This window comes from Conexibacter sp. SYSU D00693 (genome assembly GCF_017084525.1).
In the GTDB taxonomy this organism is placed as follows: domain Bacteria; phylum Actinomycetota; class Thermoleophilia; order Solirubrobacterales; family Solirubrobacteraceae; genus Baekduia.
This window is the reverse complement of record NZ_CP070950.1, coordinates 2,207,574-2,234,016: the sequence shown is the minus strand read 5'-3', so window position 1 is coordinate 2,234,016 and position 26,443 is coordinate 2,207,574. Positions and strand designations below refer to the sequence as shown.

Here is a 26,443-nt window from a genome sequence, read left to right as displayed (position 1 = left end):
CGGGAGCGCCGGCGTTGTGGGCGCCGACAGCGCTCCGCGGCCTACGGTCGGTCCGTGCTCCTCGCTCGCCTCCTGCTGCTCGCCGCCCTCGCGGCGGCGCCCGTCGCCGGTCCTGCGGCGGCCGCGCTGGGAGCGGTACCCGTCGGCCCGGCGGGTGACGCGTTCTACGACCCGCCCGCCGACCTCGTGCCGGGGCGCCCGGGGACCGTCGTGTGGCGACGGCCGGCGGCGGGCCTGGCGGCGCTCGACGCGGCGGCGCGCACCGACGTGGTGGTGTTCCGCTCCCGCGCCCTCGACGGTCGGCCGATCGTGCAGTCGGCCACCGTGGCGGTCCCGCACGGCGCACCGCCGCGCGGCGGCTGGCCGGTTGTGTCGTTCTTCCACGTCACCACGGGCGGCGCCGACAGCTGCGCGCCCAGCCGCGTCACGCCCGACAACCCGGAGCTCGAGCGCCTCACCCGCGCCGACACGGTCGTCGCTCGGCTGCTGCGCGCCGGGGTCGCGGTCGCCAGGCCCGACGGCGAGGGCATCGGCACTCCGGGCCGGCACCCGTACCTCGTCGGGCGCTCGCTGGCCCGGTCGCAGTCCGACGCCGTGCGTGCGGCGCGCGGGCTCGACCGACGCATCGGGCGGCGGTGGGTGGCGATGGGCCACTCGGAAGGCGGCGTCGCCTCCCTGTGGAGCGCCGACCTGGGCGCGCGCCTCGCGCCCGAGCTCGACCTGCGCGCCGTCGCTGCGTTCTCGCCCGTGACCCGGACCGCCGAGCTCGTCGACCTCCTGCGGCTGGTGCCGCTCGCCACGCCGCCCGTCGACGGGCTGACCGCGCTCGCGTCGCTCATCATCACCGGTGCGGCGGAGGCCGATCCGCAGCTGCGGGCGATGCTCACGCGTGGCGCGCTCTCCCCGGCGGCGGTTCGCTTGCTGCCGCACGTCGAGGATCGCTGCCTCGTGGAGCTCACCCGTCGCAGCTCGTGGGGCGGGCTGGCGCCGGCGCAGGTGCCCGGCCCCGCGTTCGCGCAGGCGCGGCCGATCCTCCTGCGCGTGCTGCGTGAGAACGACGTCCGGCGGGCCGACCTGCGCCGTGTCCCGGTCCGCATCGACCACGGCGCGCTCGACCTCGTCGCGCCGCTCCCGCTGACCGAGGAGCTCGTCCTCGGCCAGCGCGCCCGCGGGGCGCTCATCGCCTTGCGCCGGTGGCCGACCGCGACGCACGTCGACGTCGCCGACGACGGTCAGGCGGCGGGGGCGGCGGTGCGTTGGGTGCTCGCGCGCTTGTCGACCCCGGCCCGGACCTAGCGCTCGACGTCCGCCGTCGAGAAGTCCGTCGTGCAGCGCAGCCCCGCGGCGGTCTTGTCGCACTCGCGGACGCGGAAGTGCACGCCGGTCACGCGGCGGTTGCCCTTCTTGGGCGTCCAGAAGCGGAAGGTCTTGCCGGCGCCCTCGCACCTCGACCGGTCGCGCAGGGTGCGGACGGTGTGGAAGCGGCCGTTGCCGTTGAAGGTCACCCAGACCTCGAGGTAGGCCCCGTGGCCGTCGGCCGGGCAGAGGTCGTTCAGCGTGCCCTGGACGAGGGCCTGGCCGCGGCGGGCGAACGTGACCGTGCCGTAGGCGTGGGCGTCGCCGGGCGTCGCGGACTTGCCGGAGAAGAGGTCGAACGGCTTGGGCAGCGCGGCGTGGGCGGGCGCGGCGGTGAGACCGCCGGCCGCCGCGGCGGCGAGGGCGGCGGCGAGCGTCGTGCGAGGCAGGTGCATGGCCCCGAGCTTCTCCCGCGCCCGGGGCCCGACACCCGCCTCTCACGAACGTCTCACGCGTTGTCGTAGGGGGCGTAGCGGTGGTGGAGCATGAGGTCGTTGCCGTCCGGGTCCGAGAAGAACGCCATGTGGCAGACCCCGGTGTCCAGGACGTCGCCGAAGAACGTCACGCCCTTGCCCTCGAGCTCGGTGCGGGCGGCCGCGACGTCCTCGACGCCGAGCGGCAGCGGGTTGCCCTTCTGGGCCTGGAACGGCATGCCGACCCTCTCCGGCTCCCAGATGCCCAGGCAGGTGTCGCCGGCCCAGAACTCGAACTCGGCCTGGTCGTCGGGTCGCAGCCCGAGCACGTCGCGGTAGAAGCCCCGCGCTCGCTCGGCGTCCTGCGACGGGATCCCCAGGAAGTCCACGCGCTTGATCACGGTCATGGGTCGATCATCACCGCGGTTGAGGACAGGGTCAGGCCGCGATCGTCACGGGCGGTCGCCGGCGTTTGCGACCACCGCGCGCTCGAGGTAGACGGCGTGGCCGACGCGGTCGCCGACCTGGAAGCCCTGGGGCGCTCCGCGCTCGTCGACCACCGTCTGCTGCTCCTCGAGCATCGTCGCGGTGACCGGGTCGACGATGACCTCCTCGCGCCGGCCCTGCAGCGTCCGGGCGTAGGCGAGCCCGAGACGGCCCTCGCTGTCGCGTGCCTGGCCGAGCTCCTGGACCCCGGGCACGAGGGGCAGGGCCTCGACGAGCGCGCGGCGGACCTGCGCCGGCATCGGCATCTCGCGCAGGGCGTCGGTGATCTGGACGAAGGGGTACGTGGCGGTCTCGCCGCCCTGGCCGGGCGCGCGCCCGCGCTGGAGCTCGTCGAGCAGCTCCCGCGGCGTCGGGGCGTAGGCGGCCAGCTCCTGGTGGGAGAAGCGGCGGTTGCCGAGGACGAGCTGGGTGCGGCCGAGGCCCTCCGGCGTCGTGGTGCCCGGCCGCTCCACGAGCCGGCTGTCGCGCTGCTCGCTCATCCAGACCTCGCGGACGCGCCGCGGCTGCATCTCGCACCCCGGGTTCGGCCCGTCGAGCGTGCACGAGAGGTACTGCGACCGGGTCTTGACGTAGAGGAACTCGTCCGGCGGCGGGAAGAGCGACGGCGCCTCGGGCGCCGGGGCCGCGGCCGTCGTCGTCAGCGTCTGGCTCGCGGCCGCCCCGCCGTCGGGCTCGCCCCCACCCCCGAGGACGACGACGAGGGCCACGCCGGCCGCCACCGCGGCGGCGGGCACCAGCGCGCCGAGCAGCCGCAGCGACCGGCGCGGCGCCCCGGCGCGGTCCCCGGCGCCGGGCGCGGCGCCCCCGCCGTCGAGCACCCGTGCGCGCACGCGCTCGCGCGCACCCGCGGCATCGGGCACCTCGTCCTCGGCACCGATCCGGCGCACCAGCTCGAGCTCGTCGATCATCGTCCCTCCAGGTGGTCGCGGACGGCGGCGCGCGCCCGATGCAGCCGGGAGCGCACCGTCCCGACGGGCACGCCCAGCGCGCTCGCCACCTCGTCGTAGCGCAGGTCGGCCCACGCGACGAGCAGCAGGACGTCGCGGTCCTCCGGGCTCAGCGCCCGCAGCGCCTCCGCCGCCCGCCGGGCCTGACGTGCGGCATCGACGCCCGCGCCCACGTCGGGCACGTCGTCGGCCGCCGGCCGGCGCCCCGCCTCGCGGGCGTAGGCCCGCAGGCGCCGGCCCTCCGCGCGGCGGTGCGCCGCCACGACGTTCGTCGCGATGCCGAAGAGCCAGGCGCGCACGGGTCCGCGGCGCGCGTCGAACGTCCCGAACGCGCGCAGCGCACGCTCGAACGTCTCCGCCGCCAGGTCCTCCGCGGCGTCGCCGGCGCGCCGGTGCAGGTAGCGGTGCACCGCGTCGAAGTGCTCGTCGAACACCTCGGCGAACGCCGAGCCACCCGCGATGCGCACGTGGTGCGTGGCCGTCATCACCCCCTCTTCGCCGATGGGCGCCAACGGGTTCGCGCAACACTCGGGCGCATGCTCAGCATCGACCTCTCCGGCAAGACCGCGATCGTCACAGGTTCGACCCAGGGCATCGGCCGGGTGATCGTCCGGCGCCTCGCCGAGGCCGGCGCGACGGCGTGGGTCAACGGCCGCGGCGAGGACCGCGTCGCCCGCGTCGTCGACGAGCTGCGCGGGGAGGGGGAGGGCCTGCGCATCGAGGGCGTCGCCGCGGACGTGGCGACCGCCGAGGGCGCCCGGACGCTCCTCGACGCCGTCGGCCACGCCGACGTCCTGGTCAACAACCTCGGGATCTTCGAGGCCCGGCCGGTGCTCGAGGTCGGCGACGAGGAGTGGCAGCGCTTCTGGGACACGAACGTCATGTCGGCCATCCGCCTGACCCGGGAGCTCGCGCCCGGCATGCGCGAGCGCGGCTGGGGCCGCGTCCTCTTCCTCGCGAGCGACTCGGCGGTCGTCATCCCCGTGGAGATGGTCCACTACGGCGTCACGAAGACCGCGCTGCTCGGCGTCTCCCGGGGCTTCGCCAAGGCGCTGTCGGGCACCGGCGTGACGGTCAACGCGGTCATGGCCGGTCCGACGCACACCGAGGGCGTCGAGGACTTCGCCCGCAGCCTCGTCGGCGAGGACCTGCCGTGGGACGAGGCGCAGGCCCGCTTCATGGCCGAGCACCGCCCGAACTCGCTCATCGAGCGCCTGATCGAGCCCGAGGAGATCGCGAACATGGTCGCCTACCTCAGCTCCGACCTCGCCTCGGCCACCACCGGCGGCGCCCTGCGCGTCGACGGCGGCTACATCGACTACGTGGTCCCGTAGCGGCGCGCCCGGCAGGATGCCCGGGCGGTGGACGTCGGGATCGCCCTCGGCCTCGTCCTGCCGGGCCTCGCCACGGGCCTCGGCGGCCTGGCGCTGCTCGCGGTCGGGCGGCGGCCGTCGCAGCGCACGATGGCCGCGGTGCTCGGCTTCACCGGCGGGGTGATGCTCGCGGCGACGAGCTTCAGCCTGCTCGTGCCGGCCCTCGACCAGGGCGGGGTGGGGACCGTGTCGCTCGGCGTGGTCGCCGGCGGCCTGGTGATGCTCGCCCTCGACCGGTTCGTCCCCCACGAGCACGACGACCGCGACGAGTCCGGCTGCGCGGCGCCCGGCGAGCACCGCAGCCGGCCGTGGCTGCTCGTGAGCGCGCTGACGATCCACAACATCCCCGAGGGCCTGGCCGTCGGCCTCGCCTTCGCCGCCGGTGGGATGGACGCGGGCCTGCCGGTGGCCCTGGCCATCGGCATCCAGAACGCGCCCGAGGGCTTCGCCGCGGGCGCGCCGCTGCTCGCGGCGGGCAGGGCGCGCGGCACGGCGGTGCTCGTCGCCGTCCTCAGCGGCGTGGTCGAGCCGCTCGCGGCGCTGGCCGGCTACGGGTTGAGCTCGGCCGCCGAGGGCCTCCTCGTCCCCGGCCTCGCCTTCGCCGGCGGGGCGATGCTCTACGTCACCGTCGACGAGCTGCTGCCCTCGGCCCAGGCCGGCGGGCGCGAGCGGCTGGCGACGAGCTCGCTCATGGCGGGCTTCGTCCTGCTGCTCGTGCTCGACAACGCGCTGGGCTGAGGGCGTCCCTAGGGTCCCGCCGCGTGACCGACGAGCTGGCGGCCCGGGTCCAGGACGTCCTCGACGTGGAGCTCCACCGCCTGCTCGGGCTGGAGCTCGCGGATCCCGCGGACCCCGCGGCGGGGCTCGTCGTCGCGGTGGAGGGGCCGGCGGTCAACAACGTCGGCGTCCTGCACGGCGGCGTCGTCAGCGCGCTGCTCGACGTCGCGAGCTACCTGGCGCTGCTGCCGCACCTCGAGGCGGGCGCCAACGCGGTGACGCACGACCTCCACGCCTCGCTGGTCCGCGGGGTGCAGCGCGGCGCGCGCCTGCACGTGCGCGGTGAGGTCGTGCGCCTCGGGCGCAGCGTCGCCTTCCTGCGCAGCGAGGCGCGGGTCGACGGCGCGGTCGTCGCGACGGGCACCGTCACCAAGACGGTGCTCGCCGCGCGCTGACCGGCGGGGGGCTAGGCCGGCTGGGCCTCGACCTCGGTCGCGCCCTGCTCGACGGCCTCGGGGCTCATCCACATGACCTCCCAGAGGTGGCCGTCGAGGTCGTGGAACGAGCGGCCGTACATGAAGCCGTGGTCCATCGGGTCGTTGGCCGGGGTGCCGCCGGCCTCGAGGGCCGTGTCGGCGAGGCGGTCGACGTCCTCGCGGTCCTCGGCCGAGACGCAGACGATCGCCTCGGTCGTCTGGGCGTCGGCGATCGGCTTCGCGGTGAAGTCCTTGAAGCGGGGCTCGGCGATGAGCATCACGTAGGCCTGCTCGCTGACGACCATGCAGGCGCAGGACTCGTCGGTGAACTGCTCGTTGAACGTGAAGCCGAGGCGGCCGAAGAACGCCTGCGAGGCGCGGACGTCGGTGACGGGGAGGTTGACGAAGACGACGCGGGGGGCGGACATGCGGGGCTCCTTGCGAGTGGGTGGCGAGTGCCGTCGCCCCTGAGATCGAGCCCGCCCGCCGGGCTCATCGCCCCGTCCTAGAGCTGGCGCGTCGCCGCTCCTGCTGCCTCGTCCTGCTCGTGGCCCTCGATGAGCCACGGGCACGGGACGCCGATGCCGTCCAGCGCCTTCGCGCACAGCCGGGTGAGCGTCTCGAGCTCGTCCTTGGAGAGGTGGGGGCCGATCTCGTCCTCCACGACCTTGACCTGCATGGGCAGTGCCTTCTCGGCGGCCTCGAGGCCCTCGGGCGTGATGCGGGCGAAGACGGCGCGGCGGTCGTCGGGCGGCACGATGCGCTCGACGTAGCCGGCCTCCTCCATGCGGGCGATGAGCCGGGTCGTGCCGCCGCGCGACAGCAGGAGCTCGCCGGCCAGCTCGTTCATGCGCATGCCGTCCTCGCGCTCGTGCAGGAAGGCGAGGACCTCGAGCCAGCTGGTCGGCATCCCCGTCGCGTCCTCGAGCAACGCGCTGACGCGGTCCAGCGTGTGCCCGTTCAGCAGGACGACGCCGTACCAGGCGCGGAACGCCGGGCTGTCGATGCGACCCATGTGAACGATTGTAGTCGAAACGGTTGACAGTGCAACGCTGTCCTGCTTCTCTTTCGTCCGCAACGGTTGAGACAGCAACCGTTGCACCAGAAACCCGGATCGAGAGGACCACCGCATGCCCGCCCCGCCCACCCCGCCGCCAGGTCGCCTGGGCCGGCTCGCCGACGTCGCCTTCCGCCGCCGCCGCACCGTCGTGCTGGCCTGGCTCGCCGTCCTCGTGGCCGCGATCGGCCTCGGGCCGGTCGTCGCCGGCGAGTGGTCGGCCGACTACAGCACCCCCGGATCGGAGTCCCAGCAGGCCGCGCAGCGGCTCGCCGACGGCTTCCCCGAGCGCTCGGCGGACACCGTCGACGTCGTCTGGCGCGACGCCGACGGCGCCGCGTCGCCCGAGGCCCGCGAGCGCATCGCGCCCCTGCTCGCCCAGGCGCAGCGCCTCGAGGGCATCGGCCGCGGCGTGACCCTGGACGACGCCCAGCGCTCGCCCGACGGCACCACCGGCATCGTGCGCCTCCAGCTGACCGAGCAGCCCGGCGCCCTCCCGGAGACGACCGGCGAGCGGCTGCTCGAGCTGCGGGAGGCGGCGCGGGCCCCCGGCCTCGAGGTCGCCCTCGCCGGTCAGGTCATCGAGAGCGCCGAGCAGGGCGGCCTGTCGTCCGAGGCGATCGGCGTGCTCATCGCCGCGCTCGTGCTCCTGCTGACCTTCGGCTCGGCGGTCGCCGCCGGCCTGCCGCTCGTGACCGCGCTGTTCGGCGTCGGCGTCTCGGCGACGCTCATCGGCGCACTCGCGGCCGTCATGGACGTCCCGGACTGGGGCGAGCAGGTCGCCGCGATGATCGGGATCGGCGTGGGCATCGACTACGCGCTGCTCGTCGTCACGCGCTTCCGCCACGCGCTCGACGCGGGCGCCAGCCCCCACGCCGCGGTCGTCGAGGCCGTCGGCACGGCCGGGCGCTCGGTCGTCGTCGCGGGCACGACGGTCGTCATCTCGATGCTCGGCCTCTTCCTCATGGGCCTGCCCTACCTGCGCGGCGTCGCGGTCAGCACGAGCCTCGGCGTGCTGGTAGTCATGGCCGCGTCGCTGACGCTCCTGCCGGCCATGCTCGGCGCGCTGGGCCCGAAGGTCCACCGCCTGCGGGTGCCCGGCACGCGTCGCGCGCCGCGTGATCCCTCCACGACGCTCGCCGCGCGCTGGAGCCGCGCCGTGCAGCGACGGCCGCGTGCCGCCGTCGCGCTGGGCGTCGCGGTCCTCGTCGCGCTCGCCGCACCGGTGGCGGGGATGCGCATCGGCTTCCCGGACGCCGGCAGCCAGCCCGAGGGCACGTCGGCCCGCACCGCCTACGACATGACGGCGCAGGCGTTCGGCGCCGGCGCGGCCGGCCCGCTGCTCGCGGTCGCCGCCGTCGACGGCCCGGAGGACCGCGCCGCGCTGGCCCGTGTCGCCGACCGCCTCGAGCGGGCGCCGGGCGTGGCCAGCGTCGCGCCGCCCGCCTACGCGGCCGACGGCCGCACGGCGGTCCTCGCCGTGCAGTCCGACGGCTCGCCGCAGGACGAGGAGACCAAGGCGCTCATCGACCGGCTGCGCGACGGCGTGCTCGCCCAGGCGCCGCTGCCCGTCGAGCTTGGCGGCGCGACGGCCCAGGTCGTCGACCAGAGCTCCGCGACGTCGAGCCGGCTGCCGCTGTTCATCGGCGGCGTCATCGGCCTCTCGGTGCTCCTGCTCCTGGCCGCGTTCCGGTCGGTCGCCGTGCCGCTGAAGGCGGCGGCGATGAACCTCCTGTCGATCGGCGCGGCCTACGGCATCGTCAGCCTCGTCGCCGACGGCGGCGCGCTCGGCCAGCTCGTCGGGATCGACACCGAGACGCCGGTGCCGCCCTTCATCCCGGTGATGATGTTCGCGATCCTCTTCGGGCTCTCGATGGACTACGAGGTCTTCCTCATGTCCCGGGTGCGCGAGGAGCACCTCGCCGGGCGCTCGGCGGGGGAGGCGGTCACCGAGGGCGTCGCCCGCACCGCCCGCGTCATCACGGCGGCGGCCGCGATCATGGTCGCGGTCTTCGGGGCCTTCGTCCTCAGCGACCAGGTCGTCCTGAAGCTCATCGGCGTGGGCCTGGCCACCGCGGTGCTCATCGACGCGACGGTCGTGCGCATGGTCGTCGTGCCCGCGGTGATGGGGCTGCTGGGCGAGCGCGGGTGGTGGATGCCGCGCTGGCTGGACCGGCTCGTGCCGCGGACCGAGCTCGAGCCGCCGGCGCCGGTGCCCTCGCCGGCCTAGTCGGCGAGCTCCTCGCCGCAGGTCGCGCACGACCAGCGCGACCGCGGGGCGACGCGGTGGTCGCCATGGGGGACGGCGTCGCGCTCGACGCCGTCCCCCGCGGGAAGGTGCAGGTCGGCCCACTCGTGGATGGCCATGAGGACCTTCGAGAGGTCGCGGCCGGCCGGTGTCAGGTGGTAGGACCACCGCGGCGGGCGCTCGCTGTACTGGCGGCGCTCGAGCACGCCGGCCTCGACGAGGCGGCGCAGGCGGACCGTGAGCACGTCGCGCGGCGCGCCCGTGTTGCGGGCGATGTCGCTGAAGCGGTGCACGCCCCAGAACATCTCGCGCACGGCGAGCAGCGCCCAGCGCTCCCCGAGGAGCTCGAGGGCGTCGGCGATGGGGCAGAGGCGCGGCTGGGTCCCGGCGGCGGGCATGCGACCGAGGGTAGCCGAGTCGGTTGGGTGATCAAACCGTCCCGCGCTACAGTCCACCGCCCAACCACACGGTTGGACATCCAAACCGACTCAGGAGACCACCATGCGCGAAGCGGTCATCGTCGACGCGGTCCGGACGCCCGTCGGGCGCGGCAAGGCGGGCAAGGGCGCCCTCAACCCGATCCACCCGGTCGACCTCCTCGCCCACAGCCTGCGCGAGCTCGTCGCCCGGACCGGGATCGACCCGGAGCGCATCGACGACGTCATCGGCGGCACCGTCGACCAGGTCGGCGAGCAGGCGATGAACACGACGCGCTACGCCGTCCTCGCCGCGGGCCTGCCCGAGACCGTCCCGGCCACCACCGTCGACCGCCAGTGCGGTTCCTCCCAGCAGGCGGTGCACTTCGCCGCGCAGGGCGTCATGGCCGGCGCCTACGACGTCGTGATCGCCTGCGGCGTCGAGAGCATGAGCCGCGTGCCGATGTGGTCCAACGTCCCCGACGGCAAGGACCCGTTCGGCCCGGGCGTCGCGGCGCGCTACCCCGACGGCCTCGTGCCCCAGGGCATCAGCGCCGAGCTCATCGCGGCCAAGTGGGAGCTGCCGCGCTCGGGCCTCGACCGCTTCGCGCTCGAGAGCCACCAGCGCGCGGCGGCCGCCACGGACGAGGGCCGCTTCGCCGACGAGGTCGTGCCGATCGACGGCCTGCAGGTCGACGAGTCGATCCGCCCGGGGACGACGCTCGAGGCGCTCGCCGGCCTCAAGCCCGCCTTCGAGGACCCGGCGATGGCCGAGCGCTTCCCGCAGATCGACTGGCGGGTGACGGCCGGCAACTCGAGCCCGACGAACGACGGCAGCGCGGCGGTCCTCATCACCACGCCGGAGGTCGCGCGCGAGCTCGGCCTCACGCCCAAGGCGAAGCTCCACTCGTTCGCGGTGGTCGGCGACGACCCGCTGTACATGCTGACGGGCGTCATCCCCGCGACCCGGAGGGTCCTCGACCGCGCGGGCCTCGAGCTCGACGACATCGACCTCTTCGAGGTCAACGAGGCGTTCTCGTCGGTGGTCCTGGCCTGGCAGCGCGAGACGGGTGTGGACCTCGACAAGGTCAACGTCAACGGCGGCGCGATCGCCATCGGCCATCCGCTCGGCGCCAGCGGCGCCCGGCTCACCACGACGCTCGTCAACGCGATGGCCCAGCGCGGCGCGCGCTACGGGCTGCAGACGATGTGCGAGGCGGGCGGCCTGGCCAACGCGATGGTCCTCGAGGCGGTGTAGCGGGCCGGCTCGACACCGTGTCATCGCGCGGGGCCGTACGCCTTGTACGGTCCCGCCGGTGACGGGACCGCTGCAGGGGATCAAGGTGCTCGAGCTTGGGGCGATCGGCCCCGCGCCGTTCGCGGCGATGCTCCTGGCCGACATGGGCGCCGAGGTCGTGCGCCTCGACCGCCGCGGCGGCGCCGACATGCTGCCGCCGCGCTTCGACCTCACCCGCCGCGGCCGCGCGGCCACCGCGACGGTCGACCTCAAGGACCCCGCCGACCGCGAGACGGTGCTGGCGCTGTGCGAGCGGGCCGACGTCCTGCTCGAGGGCTTCCGCCCCGGCGTGATGGAGCGCCTGGGCCTCGGCCCCGACGACGTCCACGCGCGCAACCCGCGGATCGTCTTCGGCCGCATGACCGGCTACGGCCAGGAGGGGCCGCTCGCACCGGTCGCCGGCCACGACGTCAACTACATCTCCGTCGCGGGGGTGCTCGGCGCCATGGCGCGCAAGGGCGAGCGCCCGCTGTTCCCGCTCAACCTCGTCGGCGACTACGGCGGCGGCGCGATGTTCCTCGCGTTCGGCGTGGTCTGCGGCGTGCTCGAGGCCAAGGCGTCGGGGCGCGGGCAGGTCGTCGACGCCGCGATGGTCGACGGCGCCGCGCTGCTGGCGACGCTCATGCACGGCTTCCACGCCGCCGGCGCGTGGAGCGCGACGCCCGGCGAGAACCTCCTGGACTCCGGGGCGCCGTTCTACGAGGTCTACGAGACCAGCGACGGCGGGCACGTCGCCGTCGGCGCGCTCGAGCCGCAGTTCCACGCCCGCCTGCTCGAGCTCCTCGAGATCCCCGCGGAGGAGATGCCCCAGTGGGACAAGGACCACTGGGACGCGCACAAGCAGCGCCTCGCCGAGGTCTTCGCGGGCAGGACGCGCGAGGAGTGGGCCGGGATCCTCGAGCACGAGGAGGCATGTGCGACGGTGGTCCGCGGCCTCTTCGAGGCCCACGAGCACCCGCACATGGCGGCCCGGGGGACGTTCGTCGAGCTCGACGGCATCCGCCAGCCCGCGGCCGCGCCGCGCTTCAGCCGCACGCCGGGCGAGGCCCGCCCGCCGGCCGAGGACGCGACCGGCGTGCTCGCCGACTGGGGCCTCGACCCCGACGCCGTGACCCGCCTGACCAGCTGAGCCCGTGTCGATCAGGACGCCCGAGGAGCTCGAGGGCCTGCGCCGCGTCGGCGCCTTCGTCGCTCGCACCCTGCGCCGCCTGCGCGGTGAGGTGCGCCCGGGTGTCACGACCGGGGAGCTCGACGCGCTCGCCGCCCGCGAGTTCGCGAAGGCCGGCGCGCGGTCGGGGCCGGCGGAGCTCGTCGGCTTCCCAGGGACGATCTGCATCTCGGTCAACGAGGAGGTCGTCCACGGCGTCCCCGGTCCGCGCAGGCTGCGCGAGGGCGACCTGGTGACGCTCGACGTCACGCCGTTGCTCGACGGCTTCTGCGCCGACGCCGCGATGACCGTGGCGGTCGGGCGGCCCCGGCCCGCGGCGGTCGGGCTGCTGCACGCCGCCGAGGCGGTCCTGCGCGACGCGGTGGCGGCCGCCGTCGTCGGCGCGCCCCTGAGCTCCATAGGGCGGGCGGTGGAGCAGGCCGCGCGCGGTCGCGGCCTCGCCGTCTTCCCGGACCTCGGCGGCCACGGCACGGGCCGCACGATGCACGAGCCGCCCGACGTGCCCAACGTCGAGGTCCCGCGGCTGCGCCAGCCGCTCGACGACGGCCTGGTCCTCGCGATCGAGCCGATGGTCGGCCTCGGGGACGAGGAGCTCGTCCTGCGCGACGACGGGTGGACGATCGCCACCGCCGACGGCTCGCTGGCGGCGCACCTCGAGCACACCGTCGTGGTCGGCCGCGACGGTCCGCTGGTCCTGACCGCGTAGGCGCCCCTGCGCGGTCGCCGTTTGCGCGGCGGGCCGGACCTGACGTAGTGTCGAGCGCATGTCGCCGACGGCCGTGGGGAGGGCCGCGTCCGACTGGCACGACCGCATCCGGCGCCAGACGGCCGCCGAGCTGCGACCGGGTCTCGACGGCCTGGTCGCGGAGTGCGTGGCCTACGTGCAGCAGTCGATGCCCGAGCTCGAGGTCGACGAGGAGCTCGCCGCGGGGCTGTACGCCAGCGCCTACGACAACCTCGAGCGGATCTTCTCGATGCTCGCGCAGGGCACCGGCGTCGACCAGACGGTCGCGCCGCCCGGCGCCATCCGCTACGCCGAGGTGATGGTCCAGCGCGGAACGCCGCTGGCGACGCTCCTGCGGGCCTACCGCCTCGGGACGATGTGGTTCTGGACGCTGTGGCGGCGCGAGATCATCAAGCGCATCGAGGACCCGAGCCTGCTGATGGAGGCCGTCGACCACTCGATGTCGTTCGTCTTCGACTACGTCGACATCGTCAGCGAGCGGGTCACCGACGAGTACGCCCGCCAGCGCGAGCACTGGGCACGCAGCGCCGCGGCGCTGCGGTGGGAGACCGTGCAGGAGGTCCTGGGCGACAAGGCCGTCGACCTCGACGCGACCGCGATCCGCCTGGGCTACGACCTGCGTCGCACCCACCTCGCCTGCGTCCTGTGGGCCGACCTCGAGCACGACGACCACGACGTCATGCCGCTGCTCGAGGCGCAGGCCCGCGCCCTCGCGGCGCGCCTGGGCGCGGGGAGCGTCCTGCTCGTCCCCGACGGGCGCAGCGCGCTCTGGGCGTGGCTGGGCTTCGAGCACGAGGTCCCGCACGACCTGCTCGCGGCCGCCACCGCGGAGCGTCACCTGCTCGACGGCGCGCACGCCGCGTGCGGCGTGGCGGCCGAGGGCCGCGCCGGCTTCGTCTCGTCCCACGAGGAGGCCGTGCACGCGCGCGAGCTCCTGCGCCTGTCCGGTCGCGGCAAGGACCGCCTCGTCGCCTACGCGGACGTCGTCGTGGCCTCGCTGCTGACCGCCGACACGCCCCGCGCCCGCCGCTTCGTGGACCGCGAGCTCGGCCCCCTCGCCGGCGACGACGACCCCACGACCCGCATCCGCGCCACCGTGCGCGTCCTGCTCGAGGAGTCGGGCCGCACCGCCAGCGCGGCCCGCCGCCTGGGCATCCACCAGAACACCGTCGCCTACCGCATCCGCCAGGCCGAGCAGCTCCTCGGCCACCCCCTCGGCGACCGCCGCTACGAGCTCGAGACGGCGCTGCGGATGCTGGACGTGCTGCACCGCTGAGGCGGTGCGTCCTCCGCGGGCCGCGGAGGTGGCGCGCAGGCGCCGCACGAGCATCGAGTGGCGGATCCTCCGCTCCCCAGGCGGACGATCCGCCGATGGATGAACGGGGGCGCCTCGCGGCCCCCGCGGCGGCACCTGCCTTCGCGTCCTCGGTGCCGAACGGCCACCGCGCCGGACCGCCCCGTACGCGGGAGCGGGACGCCGGCCACCGCCGCATCCCGTTGTCGCACCTCCACAGTCACCACCCACCCCAACTGGAAGCCCTGCACGAGCCGCGGCCCACCCGCCCCTGGGACCGTCGCCGCCATGCCAGGGACGACCATCGACATCGACACGGGCGGGACGTTCACCGACGCCTACGTGGTCCACGACGGCGCGGCGACGACCGTCAAGGTCCTGACCACGCCGCACGACTTCGCGCTGTGCTTCGCCCAGGTGGTCGAGCGTGCCGCCGAGGCCCTCGGGCTCGGGGTGGACGAGCTGCTGCAGGGCACGGAGTGCGTGCGCTACGCGACGACGGTCGGCACGAACGCCGTCATCCAGCGCACCGGCCCGCGGGTCGGCCTGCTGCTCGACGCCGACGCCGCCGCCACCTTCGTCGAGGGCGACGCCGGGCGCGCCGCCCTCGAGCACTTCGCCGACGAGCAGCTCGTCGCCGCGGTCGACCCGGCGCAGGACGGCGCCGGCGTGGTCTCCGCCGCCAAGGCGCTGCTCGGCCACGCCGCGCGCGGGCTGGTCTGCTCGATGCCGGCGGCCGACGGCGGGCTGGCCGCCGAGCGCGCCGTGATGCGCGACTTCCACGACCACCACCCGCGCCAGTGCCTGGACGCGGTGCCGTTGACGCTCTCGCACGAGATCGCCACCGACCCCGACGACGTCCGGCGCACCGCCACGGCGCTGTTCAACGCCTACGTCCACGAGGACGTCGCGCGCTACCTGCACCGCGCCGAGGACTGGCTGCGCGACCACGGCTACACGCGCCCGCTGCTCATCGTCCACAACGACGGCGGCTGCGCGCGCGTCGCCAAGACCGTCGCGGGCCGCACCTACAACTCGGGCCCCACCGCCGGCCTGCTCGGTGCCGAGCACGTGGCGCGCGTCTGCGCGATCGACCACCTCGTGACCTTCGACGTCGGCGGCACGAGCCTCGACGTCGGCTTCCTCGCCGGCGGCCGCGCACCGTTCCTCGAGCACGGCCGGGTCGGCGCCGTCGAGCTGTCCTTCGCGATGCCCGACGTCCACGTCCTCGGCGCCGGCGGCGGCTCGATCGCCGAGGTCCGCGACGGCGCGATGGAGGTCGGCCCGCGCAGCGCCGGTGCGACGCCCGGGCCGGCGTGCTTCGCCACCGGTGGCACCGAGCCGACGGTCACCGACGCCGACGTCGTCCTCGGGATCATCGACCCCGGCGCGTTCCTCGGCGGGCGCCTCGCGCTCGACGTCGCCGCCGCCCGCCGGGCGATGGAGCCCGCGGCGCGCGAGCTCGGCGTCGAGGTCGACGCCGTCGCCGCGCGGATCCGCAGCCGGCTGCACGAGCGGATGGCCGCACGGATCGCCGACGAGCTGGCCCAGCGCGGCCTGGACCCCGCCGCGACGACGCTGCTGGCCTACGGCGGCGGAGGCCCGACGCACGCGTGCGACGTCGCCGCGCGGCTCGGCGTGCGCGAGGTCCTGACGCTGCCCTTCGCCGCGGTGTTCAGCGCCTTCGGCGCCTCCTCGGCCGACGTGCGCCACACCTACGTCGAGCCCGACGGCCCCGAGGTCGAAGACCGCCTGCGCCGCCAGGCCTTCCGCGACATGCGCGGCGAGGGCTTCGGCGCCGACGAGGTCGACGTCGCCGTCGAGCACGTCGACCGCGACGGCACCCCCTGCGTGGCCGTCACCGCCACCGCCCGTCTCGAGCACCCGGCGCTGCGCGAGCAGGCCGTCACCGAGCACACCCCCGCTCCGGCGGCCGTGCGTCCCGTCACCTGGCCCGGCGCCGGGGTGCTCGAGACCCCCGTCCACCAGGCCGCCGAGCTGCGGCCGGGCGCGACGGTCGCCGGCCCCGCGGTCGTCGAGGCCGACGACACGACGGTCGTCGTCCCCGCCGGCTGGACCCACCACGTCGACGCGCTCGGCATCGGGCGCCTCACCCACACCGACCAGGAGGCGCGCTGATGCCCACCTACACCCGCGAGCCGATCACCGAGTACCTCGAGGTCGACCTCGAGACCGAGACGTGGCGCTGCCGGCGCTGCGACCACGAGATCGGTCCCGCCCGCGAGAGCTACAAGCGCGGCCTGCTGCTGCACGACCGCGATCCCCGGGAGGTGTACCCGGCCAAGATCGACGCGGAGTACTCCTACGCGCCCGACCCGGAGTGGTGCCGCCTCGTCGAGTGCTGCTGCCCCGGCTGCGGCACGCAGGTCGAGGTCGAGTACCTGCCGCCCGGCCACCCGATCACCCACGACGTCGAACTCGACGTCGACGCCCTGAAGGAGCGCCAGCTGCGGCTGCGCGCCCGCGACGCCGCCGCGACCGGCGAGGAGGCCTGAGCGCCATGGAGATCAACGTCGACATCGGCGGGACGTTCACCGACTGCTTCGCCACCGACGGCGGGCGCGTCGCGGCCGCCAAGGCCCTGACGACCCACCACGACCTCAGCGACGGCTTCATGACCGCGCTGGGCGACCTGGCCACGGAGCTCGGCACGAGCGAGGACGACCTCCTCGGGCGCACGCAGGCCATCCGCTACGCCACGACGCTCGGGACCAACGCGCTCATCGAGCGCTCGGGCCCGCGCCTCGGCCTCCTGACGACGACCGGCTTCGAGGACGTCGTGCCGATCGGCCGCTGCCGCGCCTACGGCGAGGGCCTCTCCCACCACGAGGCGCGCAACCTCGCCCGCGCCCAGCGCCCCGAGCCGCTCATCCCGCGCGACCACATCGTCGGCCTGCGCGAGCGCGTCGACCACGCCGGCAACGTCGTGATGCCGCTGGACCCCGACGAGGTCCGCGAGGCGGTCGGCGAGCTCGTGGACCGCGGCGTGCGCGGCTTCGTCGTCTCGCTGCTGTGGTCGTTCAAGAACCCCGAGCACGAGCTGCTCGTCCGCGAGGTCATCGAGGAGGAGTACCCGAGCTGCTTCCTCGGCCGGTTCCCGGTGATCCTCGCCCACGAGGTCTCGAGCCGGGCCGGCGAGTACGTGCGCTCGATGACGTCGATCCTCGACGCCTACCTGCACCGCTTCACCGCCGACCGCATGTCCGAGCTGCGCAACGAGCTGCGCGACCGCGGCTACGGCGGCTCGCTCATGCTCGTCCACAACTCGGGCGGCATGGGCGGCCTGGCCCGGACGACGCCCCTGCAGACGATCCACGCGGGACCGGTCGCGGGCCTCTACGGCTCGCGCCACCTCGCCGAGCGCTTCGACCTCGGCAAGGTCGTGACGACCGACATGGGCGGGACCTCGTTCGACATCGGCGTCGTCGTCGAGGGGTCGGTGCGCTTCTACGAGTTCAACCCGGTCATCGACCGCTGGCTGGTCCAGATGCCGATGATGGACATCAAGGCCGTCGGCGCCGGCGGCGGCTCGATCGCCGCCTTCGACGAGTTCCGCGGCGTGACCGTCGGGCCGCGCAGCGCGGGCTCGATGCCCGGACCGGCCTGCTACGCGCAGGGCGGGACGGAGCCGACGGTGACCGACGCGAACCTCGTGCTGGGCTACCTGGACCCCGACGGCTACCACGGCGGCTCGATGCAGCTCGACGTGCGTCGCGCCGAGCGGGCCATCGAGCGGCGCGTCGCGCGGCCGATGGGCGTCGACGTCACCGAGGCGGCACGGTCGATCCGGGCCGTCGTGGACAACCAGATGGGCGACGCGATCTTCAAGGAGATCGTCCTCAAGGGCTACGACCCGCGGGGCTTCACGATCTTCTCGTTCGGCGGGGGCGGGCCGCTGCACGCCTGCGGCTACGCCGAGGTCCTGCAGATCCCGCGGGTCGTCGTCCCGCCGCACGCGCCGGTCTTCTCGGCCAGCGGCGCGGCCGGCCTCGACCTGCTGCACATCTACGAGCGCTCCGAGCACGTCGTCCTGCTCAACCCGCTGTTCAAGACCGTGCTCGAGGACGCGGCGCCGATCAACGACGTCGTCGACGAGTTCATGGCCCAGGCCCGCGACGACTTCGCCGACGAGGGCCACGCGCCCGAGGACGTCGAGTTCGCGCTCGAGCTCGACGTGCGCTCGGGCGGCCAGCTCTACCTCACGACCATCTCGAGCCCGGTCCTGCGCATCGAGTCCCAGGCCGACCTCGCCGACGTCCTGCAGGCCTACTTCACCGAGTACGCCGACCGCTTCGGCGAGTTCGCCGTGACCAAGGAGGTCGGCGCGTCGGTCGAGACGATCCGCCTGCGCGCCTCGGTGCGCCGCCGGCGCTGGGAGCTCGCCGAGCTGCCCGCGCCGACCCACGACGTCGACGCCGCCCGCAAGGGGCAGCGCGACTGCTGGTGGCCGCGCGCGGGCTTCGAGCCCACGCCGGTCTACGACCACGACCTGCTCGGCCCGGGCCACCGCGTGGAGGGCCCGGCCGTGCTCGAGGGCCGCGACACGACCGTCGTGGTCGCCCCCGGCTGGTCCGCCGCGATGGACCGGCACGGGTTCCTGATGCTCACGAAGGAGGAGACGGCATGAACCCCCCGCCCGAGACCCTGGTCGCGCCCGGCGCGCCGGCCGCCACCGACCGCGAGGCCCAGGCCGAGGCGTTCTTCCGGGAGCTGCTCGACGAGCGCCCCGTGATGTACGGCCCGTCGGCGGCGATCATCGACGACAACCGGCTCTCGCCGCGCTCCGCCGCCGACGAGCGGGCGCTCGCGAGCGTCAGCGACGGCGTCGAGGTCACGATCGCCCAGAACCGCCTCGAGGTCATCCTCGAGTCGGCCAAGGAGATGCTCGAGCAGACGGGCGCGGCGCCGGGCGCCAAGTGGGGCGACCTGACGTGCGGCCTGTACTCCGCGGCGGGCGACCTCGCGCTGGCCAGCTCGAGCGGCGTCGTGGTGTTCGCCGCGTGCGCGTCGGCCCCGGTCAAGCACATCGTCAAGGACTGGATCGACGAGCCGACGGTGGGGGTCCGGCCGGGCGACGTCTTCTACCACAACGATGCGCGCTACGGCGGGGTCCACAACGCCGACCAGTCGCTGTTCATCCCGATCTTCGTGGAGGGCGAGCTCATCGCCTGGGCGGGGGCCACGATCCACGAGGGCGAGAACGGCGCGACCGAGCCGGGCGGCCTCTCGCCGAGCGCCCTGTCGGTCTACGACGAGGGCCTGAAGATCAGCCCGGTGAAGGTCGCCGAGGACTACACGTTCCGCCGCGACCTGGTGAACCTGCTGCAGAACAACGTCCGCGACCCGCTGATGCAGCTCATCGACATGCGGGCCAAGCTCGCGGCGTGCATGCGCATCGAGGAGCGGGTGAAGGAGGTCGTCGCCGACCGCTCGCCCGACCTCGTGCTGGCGACGCTGCGCCTGGCGCTCGAGCGCACGCGCGACGAGGTCAAGCGGCGCTTCACCGAGATGCCCGACGGCATCTTCCGCACCGTCTGCTTCTGCGACACCACGCTGCTCGAGGACCGGCTGCTGAAGATGGTCGTCGAGCTCGACAAGCGCGGCGACAAGGTGGTCTGCCGGACGCACGGGACCGGGCCGGCGATCCTCGACCGCGCGATCAACATGGACCCGACGTTCGCGCGGGCCCTGTTCTCGAACAACCTCATGAACTTCTTCTGGCCGGACCTGCCGCGCAACGCCGGCTACGTCTCGGCCATCGAGTTCGAGTTCGAGGAGGGCTCGGTCGCGAAGTCCGGCGCCGAGTGCCCGAATGCGCTGTCGATGATCGCGGCGTGCTTCTTCCAGACCGGCATGCACGTGTGCATGAGCAAGCTCGCCTACAACCGGCCGGGCGACATCGAGGTCATCGCGCCCTGGTACGGGATGACGCAGTCGATGTTCTACGGCGGCCTGAACCAGTGGGGGATGCCGGTCGCCAACCTCATGATCGACATCAACTCGATGGGCGGCGGGGCCCACGCCGACCGCGACGGCGAGCACTCGTGCGCGCCGTTCTTCGCGGCGATGGCCGACTACGGCGAGATCGAGGACCGCGAGACCGAGCTGCCGATCCTCGCCATCGGGCGCAACCTCAACAAGGACAACCACGGCTACGGCCGCCACCGCGGCGGCTCGTCGGTCGAGTGCATGTACATGGTGTGGGGCGTGCCGGAGTTCGCGCTCGGGACGCTCGCGACCGGATCGAAGTTCCCCACCATCCCGGGGCTGTTCGGCGGCTACGGCGGGCCCAGCTCGCCGCTGACGATCTTCCGCGCGGACAGCTCCGAGGCGGTGAAGGAGGCGCTGCGCGAGCGCGCGCACGAGGTGCCGCGCACGGCCGACCAGCTGCACCGCGAGGGCGGGCTGCCGGGCACGGCGGAGACCCGCCGGGCGACGCAGACCGCCGAGTTCGCCAAGGAGGGTGACCTGTGGATCCTCCAGGTCGGCGGTGGCGGGGGCTACGGCGACCCGCTGGAGCGCGATCCGCAGGCGGTCATGAAGGACCTGCGCGAGGAGCGCATCTCGGCGTGGGTGGCCGAGCGCGTCTACCACGTGGTCTACGACGCCGAGCACCTGCGCGTCGACGCGGCGGCCACGGAGGCGGCGCGCGACGCCGAGCGCGCGGCGCGCAAGGCGCGGTCGCTGCCCTACGAGGAGTTCGTCGCGCAGTGGCGCCGGGACGAGCCGCCGGCGAACGTCCCGTTCCTGGGCTCCTGGGACTGGGGGACGGCGGCGTGAGCGCGGTCGCCTCGGCGCCCCGCCACGACCCCGGCGCGCGGCACGGCGTGCCGGTCGGGCCCGACGCGCCGGTCATGGAGGTCCTGGCGACGATGCGGGCGATGCGCAAGCTGCGCCCGGACCCCGTGGACCGGGCCACGCTCGAGCGGCTCGTCGAGGCCGCGACGTGGGGCCCGAGCGGGGGCAACACGCAGGAGTACGCGTTCACGATCGTCGACGACCGCGAGACCATGCACGCGGTCGGCGAGGTGTGGCGGCGCACCTGCCGCTACTACACGACCGCCCAGCGTCCGCTGCCCCCGCCCTCGACGACGCAGGAGGCGTGGGACAAGGTCATGGACTCCCTCGAGGTGCTCGCGGCGAACTTCGACGAGACGCCGGCGCTGGTCGTCGCCTCCTACGACATGAGCGGGATCCTCAAGCGGATGCTGCGCGGCTACGGCCACACGCTGCGCGGCGCGCGGGCGATCGGGCCGTGGCAGACGCTGCGGATGCTGCGCCACATCCCGCGGTTCATGCGCACGGGGGAGGCGGCGTCGATCTACCCCGGCGTGCAGAACCTGCTCCTCGCGGCACGGGCCCTCGGGCTGGGGGCGACGCTCACCACCTGGCACACGCTCTACGAGCCCGACTACCGCCGGGCGCTGGGCCTGCCGCGGTCGACGCGCATCTACGCGATCGTCCCGGTCGGCCATCCGCGCGGGCACTTCGGGCCGGTGTCGCGCCGGCCGGCGCGCGAGGCGATCCGCTACACGGGCGGGTGAGGCGGCGTGCTGCTGATCGACACGTTCGACCGCGGCGTCGCCCTGGCGCCCGACGCACCGTGCCTCGTCACCGACGACGAGTCCGTCGTGCTCTCCTACCGCGAGGTCGCCGCCCTGTCGCACCGCGTGGCGGGCGCGCTCGCGCGCGACGGCGTCGCGCGGGGCGCGCGGGTCGGCGTCATCTCGCCCAACGACCCGATGGCGTTCGTCTGCGTGCTCGGCGCGCTGCGCCACGGCGCGACGTGGGTGCCGCTCAATGCGCGGGCCACGGCGCCCGACCTCGGCGCGCTGCTGTCGCTGACCGGCTGCGAGGTCCTCGTCTACCACCCGTCGCTCACGGGGCTGGCGACCGAGCTGCTCGACGACGTGGCCTCGTTGCGCCTGGCGGTCTGCCTCGAGCCGGGCGGCCGGGCGCAGGACCCGGTGCTCGCGCGGTGGATGGCACCCGAGGGCACGGAGGTCGAGCGCCTCGCGCATGAGCCCGAGCGGGTGGCGATCCTGTTCGGCACGGGCGGGACGACGGGGCGCTCGAAGGCCGTCCCCTTCACCCACACGATGCTCGAGACGATGAACCTCGCCTTCGCGGGGCACATGCCCGAGCCCGACCCGCCGGTCATGGCGATGGCCGCGCCGATGACCCACGCCGCGGGGCCGATCTGCTTCCCGGTCTTCGCCCAGGGCGGCAAGGTCGTGGTGCACGACGGCGTGGTGCCCGAGCGGCTGCTGGCATCGATCGGCCGCCATCGCGTGACGCGGCTGTTCCTGCCGCCGACGGCGATCTACGCGCTGCTGGCAGTGCCCGACGTGCGCAGCTACGACGTGTCGTCGCTGCGCCACTTCATCTACGCCGCGGCGCCGATGGCCGTCGACAAGCTGGTCGAGGCGATGGACGTCTTCGGGCCGGTGATGACCCAGACCTTCGGCCAGGCCGAGGCGCCGATGGTCTGCACGGTCTTCGGGCCGCGCGAGCACGCCGAGGCGCTGGCCGACCCGGCCAAGCGCGGCCGGCTGGCGTCGGCGGGCCGGGCCTCCCTCGTCGCCGACGTGGCGATCATGGGCGAGAGCGGGGAGCTGCTGGGCCCCGGCGAGCTCGGCGAGGTCGTCGTCCGCGGCTCGCTCGTCATGGCCGGCTACCACGGCGACGACGAGCAGACCGCCGCGACGCGCCGGCCCGGCGGCTGGCACGGCACGAGCGACGTCGGCCGGATGGACGAGGACGGCTACGTCTACATCGTCGACCGCCTGCGCGACATGGTCATCACGGGCGGCTTCAACGTCTGGCCCAGCGAGGTCGAGCAGGTCATCCACACCATCGACGGCGTGAAGGACTGCGCGGTCATCGGCCTGCCCGACGAGAAGTGGGGCGAGGCGGTCACCGCCGTCGTCGAGCCCAAGCCGGGCTTCGAGGTCGACGAGGACGAGGTCGTCGCCCGCTGCCGCGAGCGCCTCGGTCCGGTCAAGGCGCCCAAGGCCGTCATCGTCCGCGAGCTCCCGCGCAGCCCCAACGGCAAGGTCCTCAAGCGCGCCCTGCGCGACGAGTACTGGGCCGGCCAGGCGCGCGCGGTGTGAAAGGTGCCAGGCACCTTCCACCCAGGGCGGTCCCGAAGGTCCAGGTGGAAGGTGCCAGGCACCTTTCATCCGGGGAGGTGCGCTGCGGCCTGTGCGAACGGGCCGCGGGCCATGGCCTTGCGGCGGCGTCGCAGGTAGGACGGGCCGGTCACGCGCGTGCTCTCGGGAAGCGCGCGACCGGCCGCCCGGACCGCAGTGCGCAGCGCCGACCAGCGGGCGGCGTCGAGCGGGGACCACGAGATCCCCAGGCGGGCGCGGAGGGCGGGGTCCATGAGGCCGCCGAGCGCGAGGCGCGCGGCGTCGCCGTAGACCCGGCCGACCGCGAGCCAGCCGGCGCCGCCGAGCGGGAAGCCGGGCGGCGCGGGCGGACGGGCCATGAGGTGGATCAGGTCGTCGAGGACGGGGCTGGCCTCGAGGCGCTCGGACTGCTCGTCGACGTAGGCGCGGTAGCCGTCGTAGGTCGGCGGCAGGACGCGGTCGCGCACGCCGATGAGGCGGCCGACCGCCCGCCACTGGGCCCACAGCTCGTCGAGCTCGCCCGGCAGCCACGGGTCGCCGAAGTGCTCGTGGCCCTGGACCATCGCCTCGAGCGTCGAGGCGTGGACCCACGCCCAGACACGCGGCTCGAGCGCCGTGTAGCGCTCGCCGTCGGGGCGCACGCCGCGGATGGGCTGGTGCATCCGGCGCAGCACCCGCCCGGTGACCGCGGCGGCGGCGGGCCCGCCGTAGATCAGCAGGTGCGTGTAGTCGAGCGTCACCTCGAGCCGCGACCACGGGTCGGTCCGGAAGCGCGAGTGCTCGTCGATGGCGGCGCTGATCGCGGGGTGCGCGGTCTGGAGCACGAGCGGCAGGCCCGAGGTGAGCGCCAGGCGCGCGTCGCTGGACCGGCGCCAGACGACGGAGTCCGGGCTGATCGCGAGGGTCGGGACCTCCTCCTGGGCCGGCAGGACGCCAGCGGCCATGCGGTGCACTACCAAGGTCGACAACGGGTCTTGTCAGAACAGGACGCTGACATCGACAGGGCGGCTTGTCAAGATGGGCGGCCGATGCCCCCCGTCGTCCGGCCCTACCGCGGCGTGAGCGCCGACGAGCGCCGCGCCCAGCGCCGCGCGCAGCTCCTCGACGCGGCGCTGGACGTCGCGGGCGAGGCGGGGCTGGGCGCCCTGCGCGTGACCGCGGTCTGCCGCCGCGCCGGCCTCACCGAGCGCTACTTCTACGAGAGCTTCGGCGACCGCGAGGCGCTGGTGCGCGCCGTGCTGCTGCGCTGCCTGCAGGAGGCGGGGGCCGCGGTCCAGGCCGCCCTCGACGGCGCCGGCAACGACCTGCGCGACCGCTGCCGCGCCCTCTTCGGCGCCGCACTCGGCGTCCTGCTCGACGACCCCCGCAAGGCCCGCGTCTACGTCGAGGCCGTCGCCGACCCGGGCGCGACGCAGCTGCGCGAGCAGGCCTTCGCCGCCCAGGTCGCGCTGCTGGAGCGCGAGCTGCGCGCCGCCGCCGGCCCCGGCCTCTCGCGCCGTCGCCTCGCCCGCCTGCGCGTCGCCGCCACCGTCCTGGTCGGCGGCACGTCGGTCAGCGTCGTCCCGTTCCTCGCCGGCCAGCTCCCGGTCTCCCGCGGCCAGCTCGTCGACGACTTCGCGGGCCTCTGCGTCGCCGCGCTCGCGGCGGACTAGGCCGCCGCGGCCGCGTCGAGCTGCGCCTCGATCGCCGCCACCCGCTCCGCGGGGACGCCCCACGGCGCCTCGACGCCCACGCGGGCGTCGAGGTCCCACAGCACGCACGTCTCCCCGGGCGCCGCGACCATCCGCCACGCGACGACGGTCCGCGCGAGCTGCGCCTGCGGCCCGCCTGCCCGCGAGACGACGCCCGGCGGCGCGCCGCCCTCCGGGTGGTGGTGCAGGAAGCACCCGTAGGCCGCCTCGCAGAACGCGGCGTAGCGGGCGGTGCACAGGATGAGCCCGTGCCACGCCTCGTCGACGGCGCGCGACGGCATGCCGATGACCTGGTCGTCGCGCAGCGCCGGGGCGCAGCAGCGCAGCCACTGGCGCAGCCCCTGCTCGACCAGCGCCCGCGGCTGCCAGTGGCAGGTCTTGAAGACCGCGTCCGGCAGCTCCAGCGCGGCGACCGCGGCGGCGACCCGACCGAGGTCGACCTCCCGCGTCGGCGTCCGTCGCAGGCGCATGGGCGCAGGCTAGGCGACGGGTGACGGCGTCGCTACCGTCCGCCCATGGGGTTCCTCCTCGCGCTGGGCGTCGTCGTCCTCGTGGTGCTCGCGGTCGTGGCGCTGTCGCCCACCCCGGGCCCGCGGCGTGCGCGACGCCGCGCATCGACGGGCGCGGACGGCGGCTCGTGGCACTTCTCGGGCGGCGACGGCGGCGGCTCGGACGGCGGCGGCTCGGACGGCGGCGGCTCCTCCTGCGGCGGCGGTGGGGGCTGTGGCGGAGGTGGCGACTAGCCCCCGCACGCCGTTCCCGAACTTCTCACACACAAAGCCGGTGCGGTGAGAGGGTCGCGCCATGTCCCGACCTGTCCCGCGGATCGTCGGCCTGGCGGTCGCGCTCCTGCTCCTGCTCGCGGCGCCGGCGGCGGCCGAGCGCTACGTCGCCCTCGGCGACTCCTACTCGTCCGGCACCGGCACCCGGACGTACTTCGACTCCGGCTGCCAGCGGTCGGTCTACAGCTACCCGTACCTGCTCAGCCAGCAGCGGCCCAACACGCAGCTGGTGTTCGCCGCGTGCTCGGGCGCGAAGACCGGCGACGTGCTCGCCAACCAGGTGCAGCAGCTCACCGCGTCGACCGGGATCGTGACGATCACCATCGGCGGCAACGACGCGGGCTTCTCCAGCGTCATCACGGAGTGCGCGAAGCCCGAGTGGGCGTCGGTCTGCGACACGCGCGTGAACAGCGCGCAGAGCTACATCCGCAACACGCTCCCGGGCCAGCTCAACAACGTCTACGCGCAGATCAGGTCGCGGGCGCCCAGCGCGCGCGTCGTCGTCCTCGGCTACCCGCGGATCTTCGCCGGCATCGACTGCAACGCCGGCACGTGGTTCGACACCGACGACATGCAGATGCTCAACGCGACGGCCGACCTGCTGCGCGACACGACCCGCGCCCGCGCGCAGGCCTACGGCTTCACGTTCAAGGACGCCATCCCCCCGTTCACGGGCCACGCGGTCTGCCAGGCCGAGTGGATCAACGGGCTCTCGAACCCGATCGGCGAGAGCTACCACCCCAACCGCACCGGCCACAGCTCCGGCTACCTGCCCCTGGTCCGGCAGGTCGTCGGCTAGGCCAG

General features: G+C 74.8%; 27 protein-coding genes. 18 read left to right on the top strand and 9 right to left on the bottom strand.

The window, feature by feature from the left end; all coding sequences use genetic code 11:
- Positions 1 to 54: 54 nt before the first annotated feature.
- A complete protein-coding gene (locus JUB12_RS11080) occupies positions 55 to 1,296 on the top strand; it encodes a lipase family protein (RefSeq protein ID WP_205695463.1) in 1,242 nt (413 codons plus the stop codon).
- On the opposite strand, the gene JUB12_RS11075 is transcribed toward JUB12_RS11080, so the two are convergent.
- From JUB12_RS11075 to JUB12_RS11060, 4 genes are read right to left on the bottom strand one after another with little or no spacing between them, the layout of a single operon-like run.
- A complete protein-coding gene (locus JUB12_RS11075) occupies positions 1,293 to 1,751 on the bottom strand; it encodes a hypothetical protein (protein ID WP_205695462.1) in 459 nt (152 codons plus the stop codon). The genes JUB12_RS11080 and JUB12_RS11075 overlap by 4 nt on opposite strands.
- A gap of 53 nt (positions 1,752 to 1,804) precedes the next feature.
- Complete coding sequence (locus JUB12_RS11070; protein WP_205695461.1) at positions 1,805 to 2,176, bottom strand: VOC family protein; 372 nt, start codon at positions 2,174 to 2,176, stop codon at positions 1,805 to 1,807.
- A gap of 45 nt (positions 2,177 to 2,221) precedes the next feature.
- Positions 2,222 to 3,184, bottom strand: a complete 963-nt coding sequence (locus JUB12_RS11065; RefSeq protein WP_205695460.1) for a CU044_5270 family protein — start codon at positions 3,182 to 3,184, stop codon at positions 2,222 to 2,224.
- On the bottom strand, positions 3,181 to 3,708 hold the full coding sequence (locus JUB12_RS11060) for an RNA polymerase sigma factor (RefSeq protein WP_205695459.1): 528 nt from the start codon (positions 3,706 to 3,708) through the stop codon (positions 3,181 to 3,183). Before JUB12_RS11060 ends, JUB12_RS11065 begins: the two co-directional genes overlap by 4 nt.
- A gap of 51 nt (positions 3,709 to 3,759) precedes the next feature.
- Between JUB12_RS11060 and JUB12_RS11055 the strand changes: the two genes are divergently transcribed.
- The 3 genes from JUB12_RS11055 to JUB12_RS11045 are packed head-to-tail and all read left to right on the top strand — an operon-like array spanning position 3,760 to position 5,768.
- Positions 3,760 to 4,557, top strand: a complete 798-nt coding sequence (locus tag JUB12_RS11055) for an SDR family NAD(P)-dependent oxidoreductase (protein ID WP_205695458.1) — start codon at positions 3,760 to 3,762, stop codon at positions 4,555 to 4,557.
- Positions 4,558 to 4,584: 27 nt separating this feature from the next.
- Positions 4,585 to 5,334 carry a ZIP family metal transporter gene (locus JUB12_RS11050; RefSeq protein WP_205695457.1) on the top strand — a complete coding sequence of 250 codons (750 nt, stop codon included), beginning with the start codon at positions 4,585 to 4,587 and terminating at the stop codon, positions 5,332 to 5,334.
- Positions 5,335 to 5,357: 23 nt separating this feature from the next.
- Positions 5,358 to 5,768, top strand: coding sequence for a PaaI family thioesterase (locus JUB12_RS11045; RefSeq protein WP_205695456.1), 411 nt, complete (start codon positions 5,358 to 5,360; stop codon positions 5,766 to 5,768).
- An 11-nt stretch (positions 5,769 to 5,779) separates the two neighbouring features.
- On the opposite strand, the gene JUB12_RS11040 is transcribed toward JUB12_RS11045, so the two are convergent.
- Both JUB12_RS11040 and JUB12_RS11035 read right to left on the bottom strand, forming a co-directional pair.
- Complete coding sequence (locus JUB12_RS11040) at positions 5,780 to 6,217, bottom strand: VOC family protein (protein ID WP_205695455.1); 438 nt, start codon at positions 6,215 to 6,217, stop codon at positions 5,780 to 5,782.
- 77 nt (positions 6,218 to 6,294) lie between these two features.
- Positions 6,295 to 6,804 carry a MarR family winged helix-turn-helix transcriptional regulator gene (locus JUB12_RS11035; protein ID WP_205695454.1) on the bottom strand — a complete coding sequence of 170 codons (510 nt, stop codon included), beginning with the start codon at positions 6,802 to 6,804 and terminating at the stop codon, positions 6,295 to 6,297.
- Positions 6,805 to 6,919: 115 nt separating this feature from the next.
- Between JUB12_RS11035 and JUB12_RS11030 the strand changes: the two genes are divergently transcribed.
- Positions 6,920 to 9,076, top strand: a complete 2,157-nt coding sequence (locus tag JUB12_RS11030) for an MMPL family transporter (protein WP_205695453.1) — start codon at positions 6,920 to 6,922, stop codon at positions 9,074 to 9,076.
- Here JUB12_RS11030 and JUB12_RS11025 read toward each other — a convergent pair.
- Complete coding sequence (locus JUB12_RS11025) at positions 9,073 to 9,492, bottom strand: helix-turn-helix domain-containing protein (RefSeq protein ID WP_205695452.1); 420 nt, start codon at positions 9,490 to 9,492, stop codon at positions 9,073 to 9,075. The genes JUB12_RS11030 and JUB12_RS11025 overlap by 4 nt on opposite strands.
- Before the next feature lie 103 nt (positions 9,493 to 9,595).
- Between JUB12_RS11025 and JUB12_RS11020 the strand changes: the two genes are divergently transcribed.
- The 10 genes from JUB12_RS11020 to JUB12_RS10975 all read left to right on the top strand — a co-directional run bounded on the left by JUB12_RS11020 (position 9,596) and on the right by JUB12_RS10975 (position 23,148).
- Positions 9,596 to 10,768 carry a thiolase family protein gene (locus tag JUB12_RS11020; protein WP_205695451.1) on the top strand — a complete coding sequence of 391 codons (1,173 nt, stop codon included), beginning with the start codon at positions 9,596 to 9,598 and terminating at the stop codon, positions 10,766 to 10,768.
- Between the two features lie 58 nt (positions 10,769 to 10,826).
- A complete protein-coding gene (locus JUB12_RS11015; protein ID WP_205695450.1) occupies positions 10,827 to 11,936 on the top strand; it encodes a CaiB/BaiF CoA-transferase family protein in 1,110 nt (369 codons plus the stop codon).
- 4 nt (positions 11,937 to 11,940) lie between these two features.
- Positions 11,941 to 12,681: a type I methionyl aminopeptidase gene (gene map, locus JUB12_RS11010; RefSeq protein WP_205695449.1), complete on the top strand. Its 741-nt coding sequence runs from the start codon at positions 11,941 to 11,943 to the stop codon at positions 12,679 to 12,681.
- Between the two features lie 58 nt (positions 12,682 to 12,739).
- The gene (locus JUB12_RS11005) at positions 12,740 to 13,996 is read left to right on the top strand and encodes a CdaR family transcriptional regulator (protein WP_205695448.1); all 1,257 of its coding nucleotides are present in this window, start codon (positions 12,740 to 12,742) and stop codon (positions 13,994 to 13,996) included.
- Positions 13,997 to 14,302: 306 nt separating this feature from the next.
- Positions 14,303 to 16,153, top strand: coding sequence for a hydantoinase/oxoprolinase family protein (locus tag JUB12_RS11000; protein ID WP_205695447.1), 1,851 nt, complete (start codon positions 14,303 to 14,305; stop codon positions 16,151 to 16,153).
- Positions 16,153 to 16,530: an acetone carboxylase subunit gamma gene (locus JUB12_RS10995; RefSeq protein WP_205695446.1), complete on the top strand. Its 378-nt coding sequence runs from the start codon at positions 16,153 to 16,155 to the stop codon at positions 16,528 to 16,530. Before JUB12_RS11000 ends, JUB12_RS10995 begins: the two co-directional genes overlap by 1 nt.
- 5 nt (positions 16,531 to 16,535) lie before the next feature.
- Positions 16,536 to 18,662: a hydantoinase/oxoprolinase family protein gene (locus JUB12_RS10990; protein WP_205695445.1), complete on the top strand. Its 2,127-nt coding sequence runs from the start codon at positions 16,536 to 16,538 to the stop codon at positions 18,660 to 18,662.
- A complete protein-coding gene (locus tag JUB12_RS10985) occupies positions 18,659 to 20,815 on the top strand; it encodes a hydantoinase B/oxoprolinase family protein (RefSeq protein ID WP_205699658.1) in 2,157 nt (718 codons plus the stop codon). Before JUB12_RS10990 ends, JUB12_RS10985 begins: the two co-directional genes overlap by 4 nt.
- Positions 20,812 to 21,579 carry a nitroreductase family protein gene (locus tag JUB12_RS10980; protein ID WP_205699657.1) on the top strand — a complete coding sequence of 256 codons (768 nt, stop codon included), beginning with the start codon at positions 20,812 to 20,814 and terminating at the stop codon, positions 21,577 to 21,579. Before JUB12_RS10985 ends, JUB12_RS10980 begins: the two co-directional genes overlap by 4 nt.
- A 6-nt stretch (positions 21,580 to 21,585) precedes the next feature.
- Complete coding sequence (locus tag JUB12_RS10975; RefSeq protein WP_205699656.1) at positions 21,586 to 23,148, top strand: AMP-binding protein; 1,563 nt, start codon at positions 21,586 to 21,588, stop codon at positions 23,146 to 23,148.
- 65 nt (positions 23,149 to 23,213) lie between these two features.
- Here the strand turns inward: JUB12_RS10975 and JUB12_RS10970 are convergent, their stop codons facing one another.
- Positions 23,214 to 24,110, bottom strand: a complete 897-nt coding sequence (locus tag JUB12_RS10970) for an oxygenase MpaB family protein (protein ID WP_205699655.1) — start codon at positions 24,108 to 24,110, stop codon at positions 23,214 to 23,216.
- An 84-nt stretch (positions 24,111 to 24,194) separates the two neighbouring features.
- On the opposite strand from JUB12_RS10970, the gene JUB12_RS10965 reads away from it, so the two are divergent.
- Positions 24,195 to 24,818, top strand: coding sequence for a TetR/AcrR family transcriptional regulator (locus tag JUB12_RS10965; RefSeq protein WP_205699654.1), 624 nt, complete (start codon positions 24,195 to 24,197; stop codon positions 24,816 to 24,818).
- On the opposite strand, the gene JUB12_RS10960 is transcribed toward JUB12_RS10965, so the two are convergent.
- The gene (locus JUB12_RS10960) at positions 24,815 to 25,327 is read right to left on the bottom strand and encodes a hypothetical protein (RefSeq protein WP_205699653.1); all 513 of its coding nucleotides are present in this window, start codon (positions 25,325 to 25,327) and stop codon (positions 24,815 to 24,817) included. The two genes, JUB12_RS10965 and JUB12_RS10960, sit on opposite strands and share 4 nt — an antisense overlap.
- Before the next feature lie 45 nt (positions 25,328 to 25,372).
- Here JUB12_RS10960 and JUB12_RS10955 point away from each other — a divergent pair, with 45 nt between their 5' ends.
- Together JUB12_RS10955 and JUB12_RS10950 are read left to right on the top strand one after the other, a co-directional pair.
- Positions 25,373 to 25,600, top strand: a complete 228-nt coding sequence (locus JUB12_RS10955) for a hypothetical protein (RefSeq protein WP_205699652.1) — start codon at positions 25,373 to 25,375, stop codon at positions 25,598 to 25,600.
- Positions 25,601 to 25,661: 61 nt separating this feature from the next.
- Complete coding sequence (locus JUB12_RS10950) at positions 25,662 to 26,438, top strand: SGNH/GDSL hydrolase family protein (protein ID WP_205699651.1); 777 nt, start codon at positions 25,662 to 25,664, stop codon at positions 26,436 to 26,438.
- Positions 26,439 to 26,443: the final 5 nt, after the last annotated feature.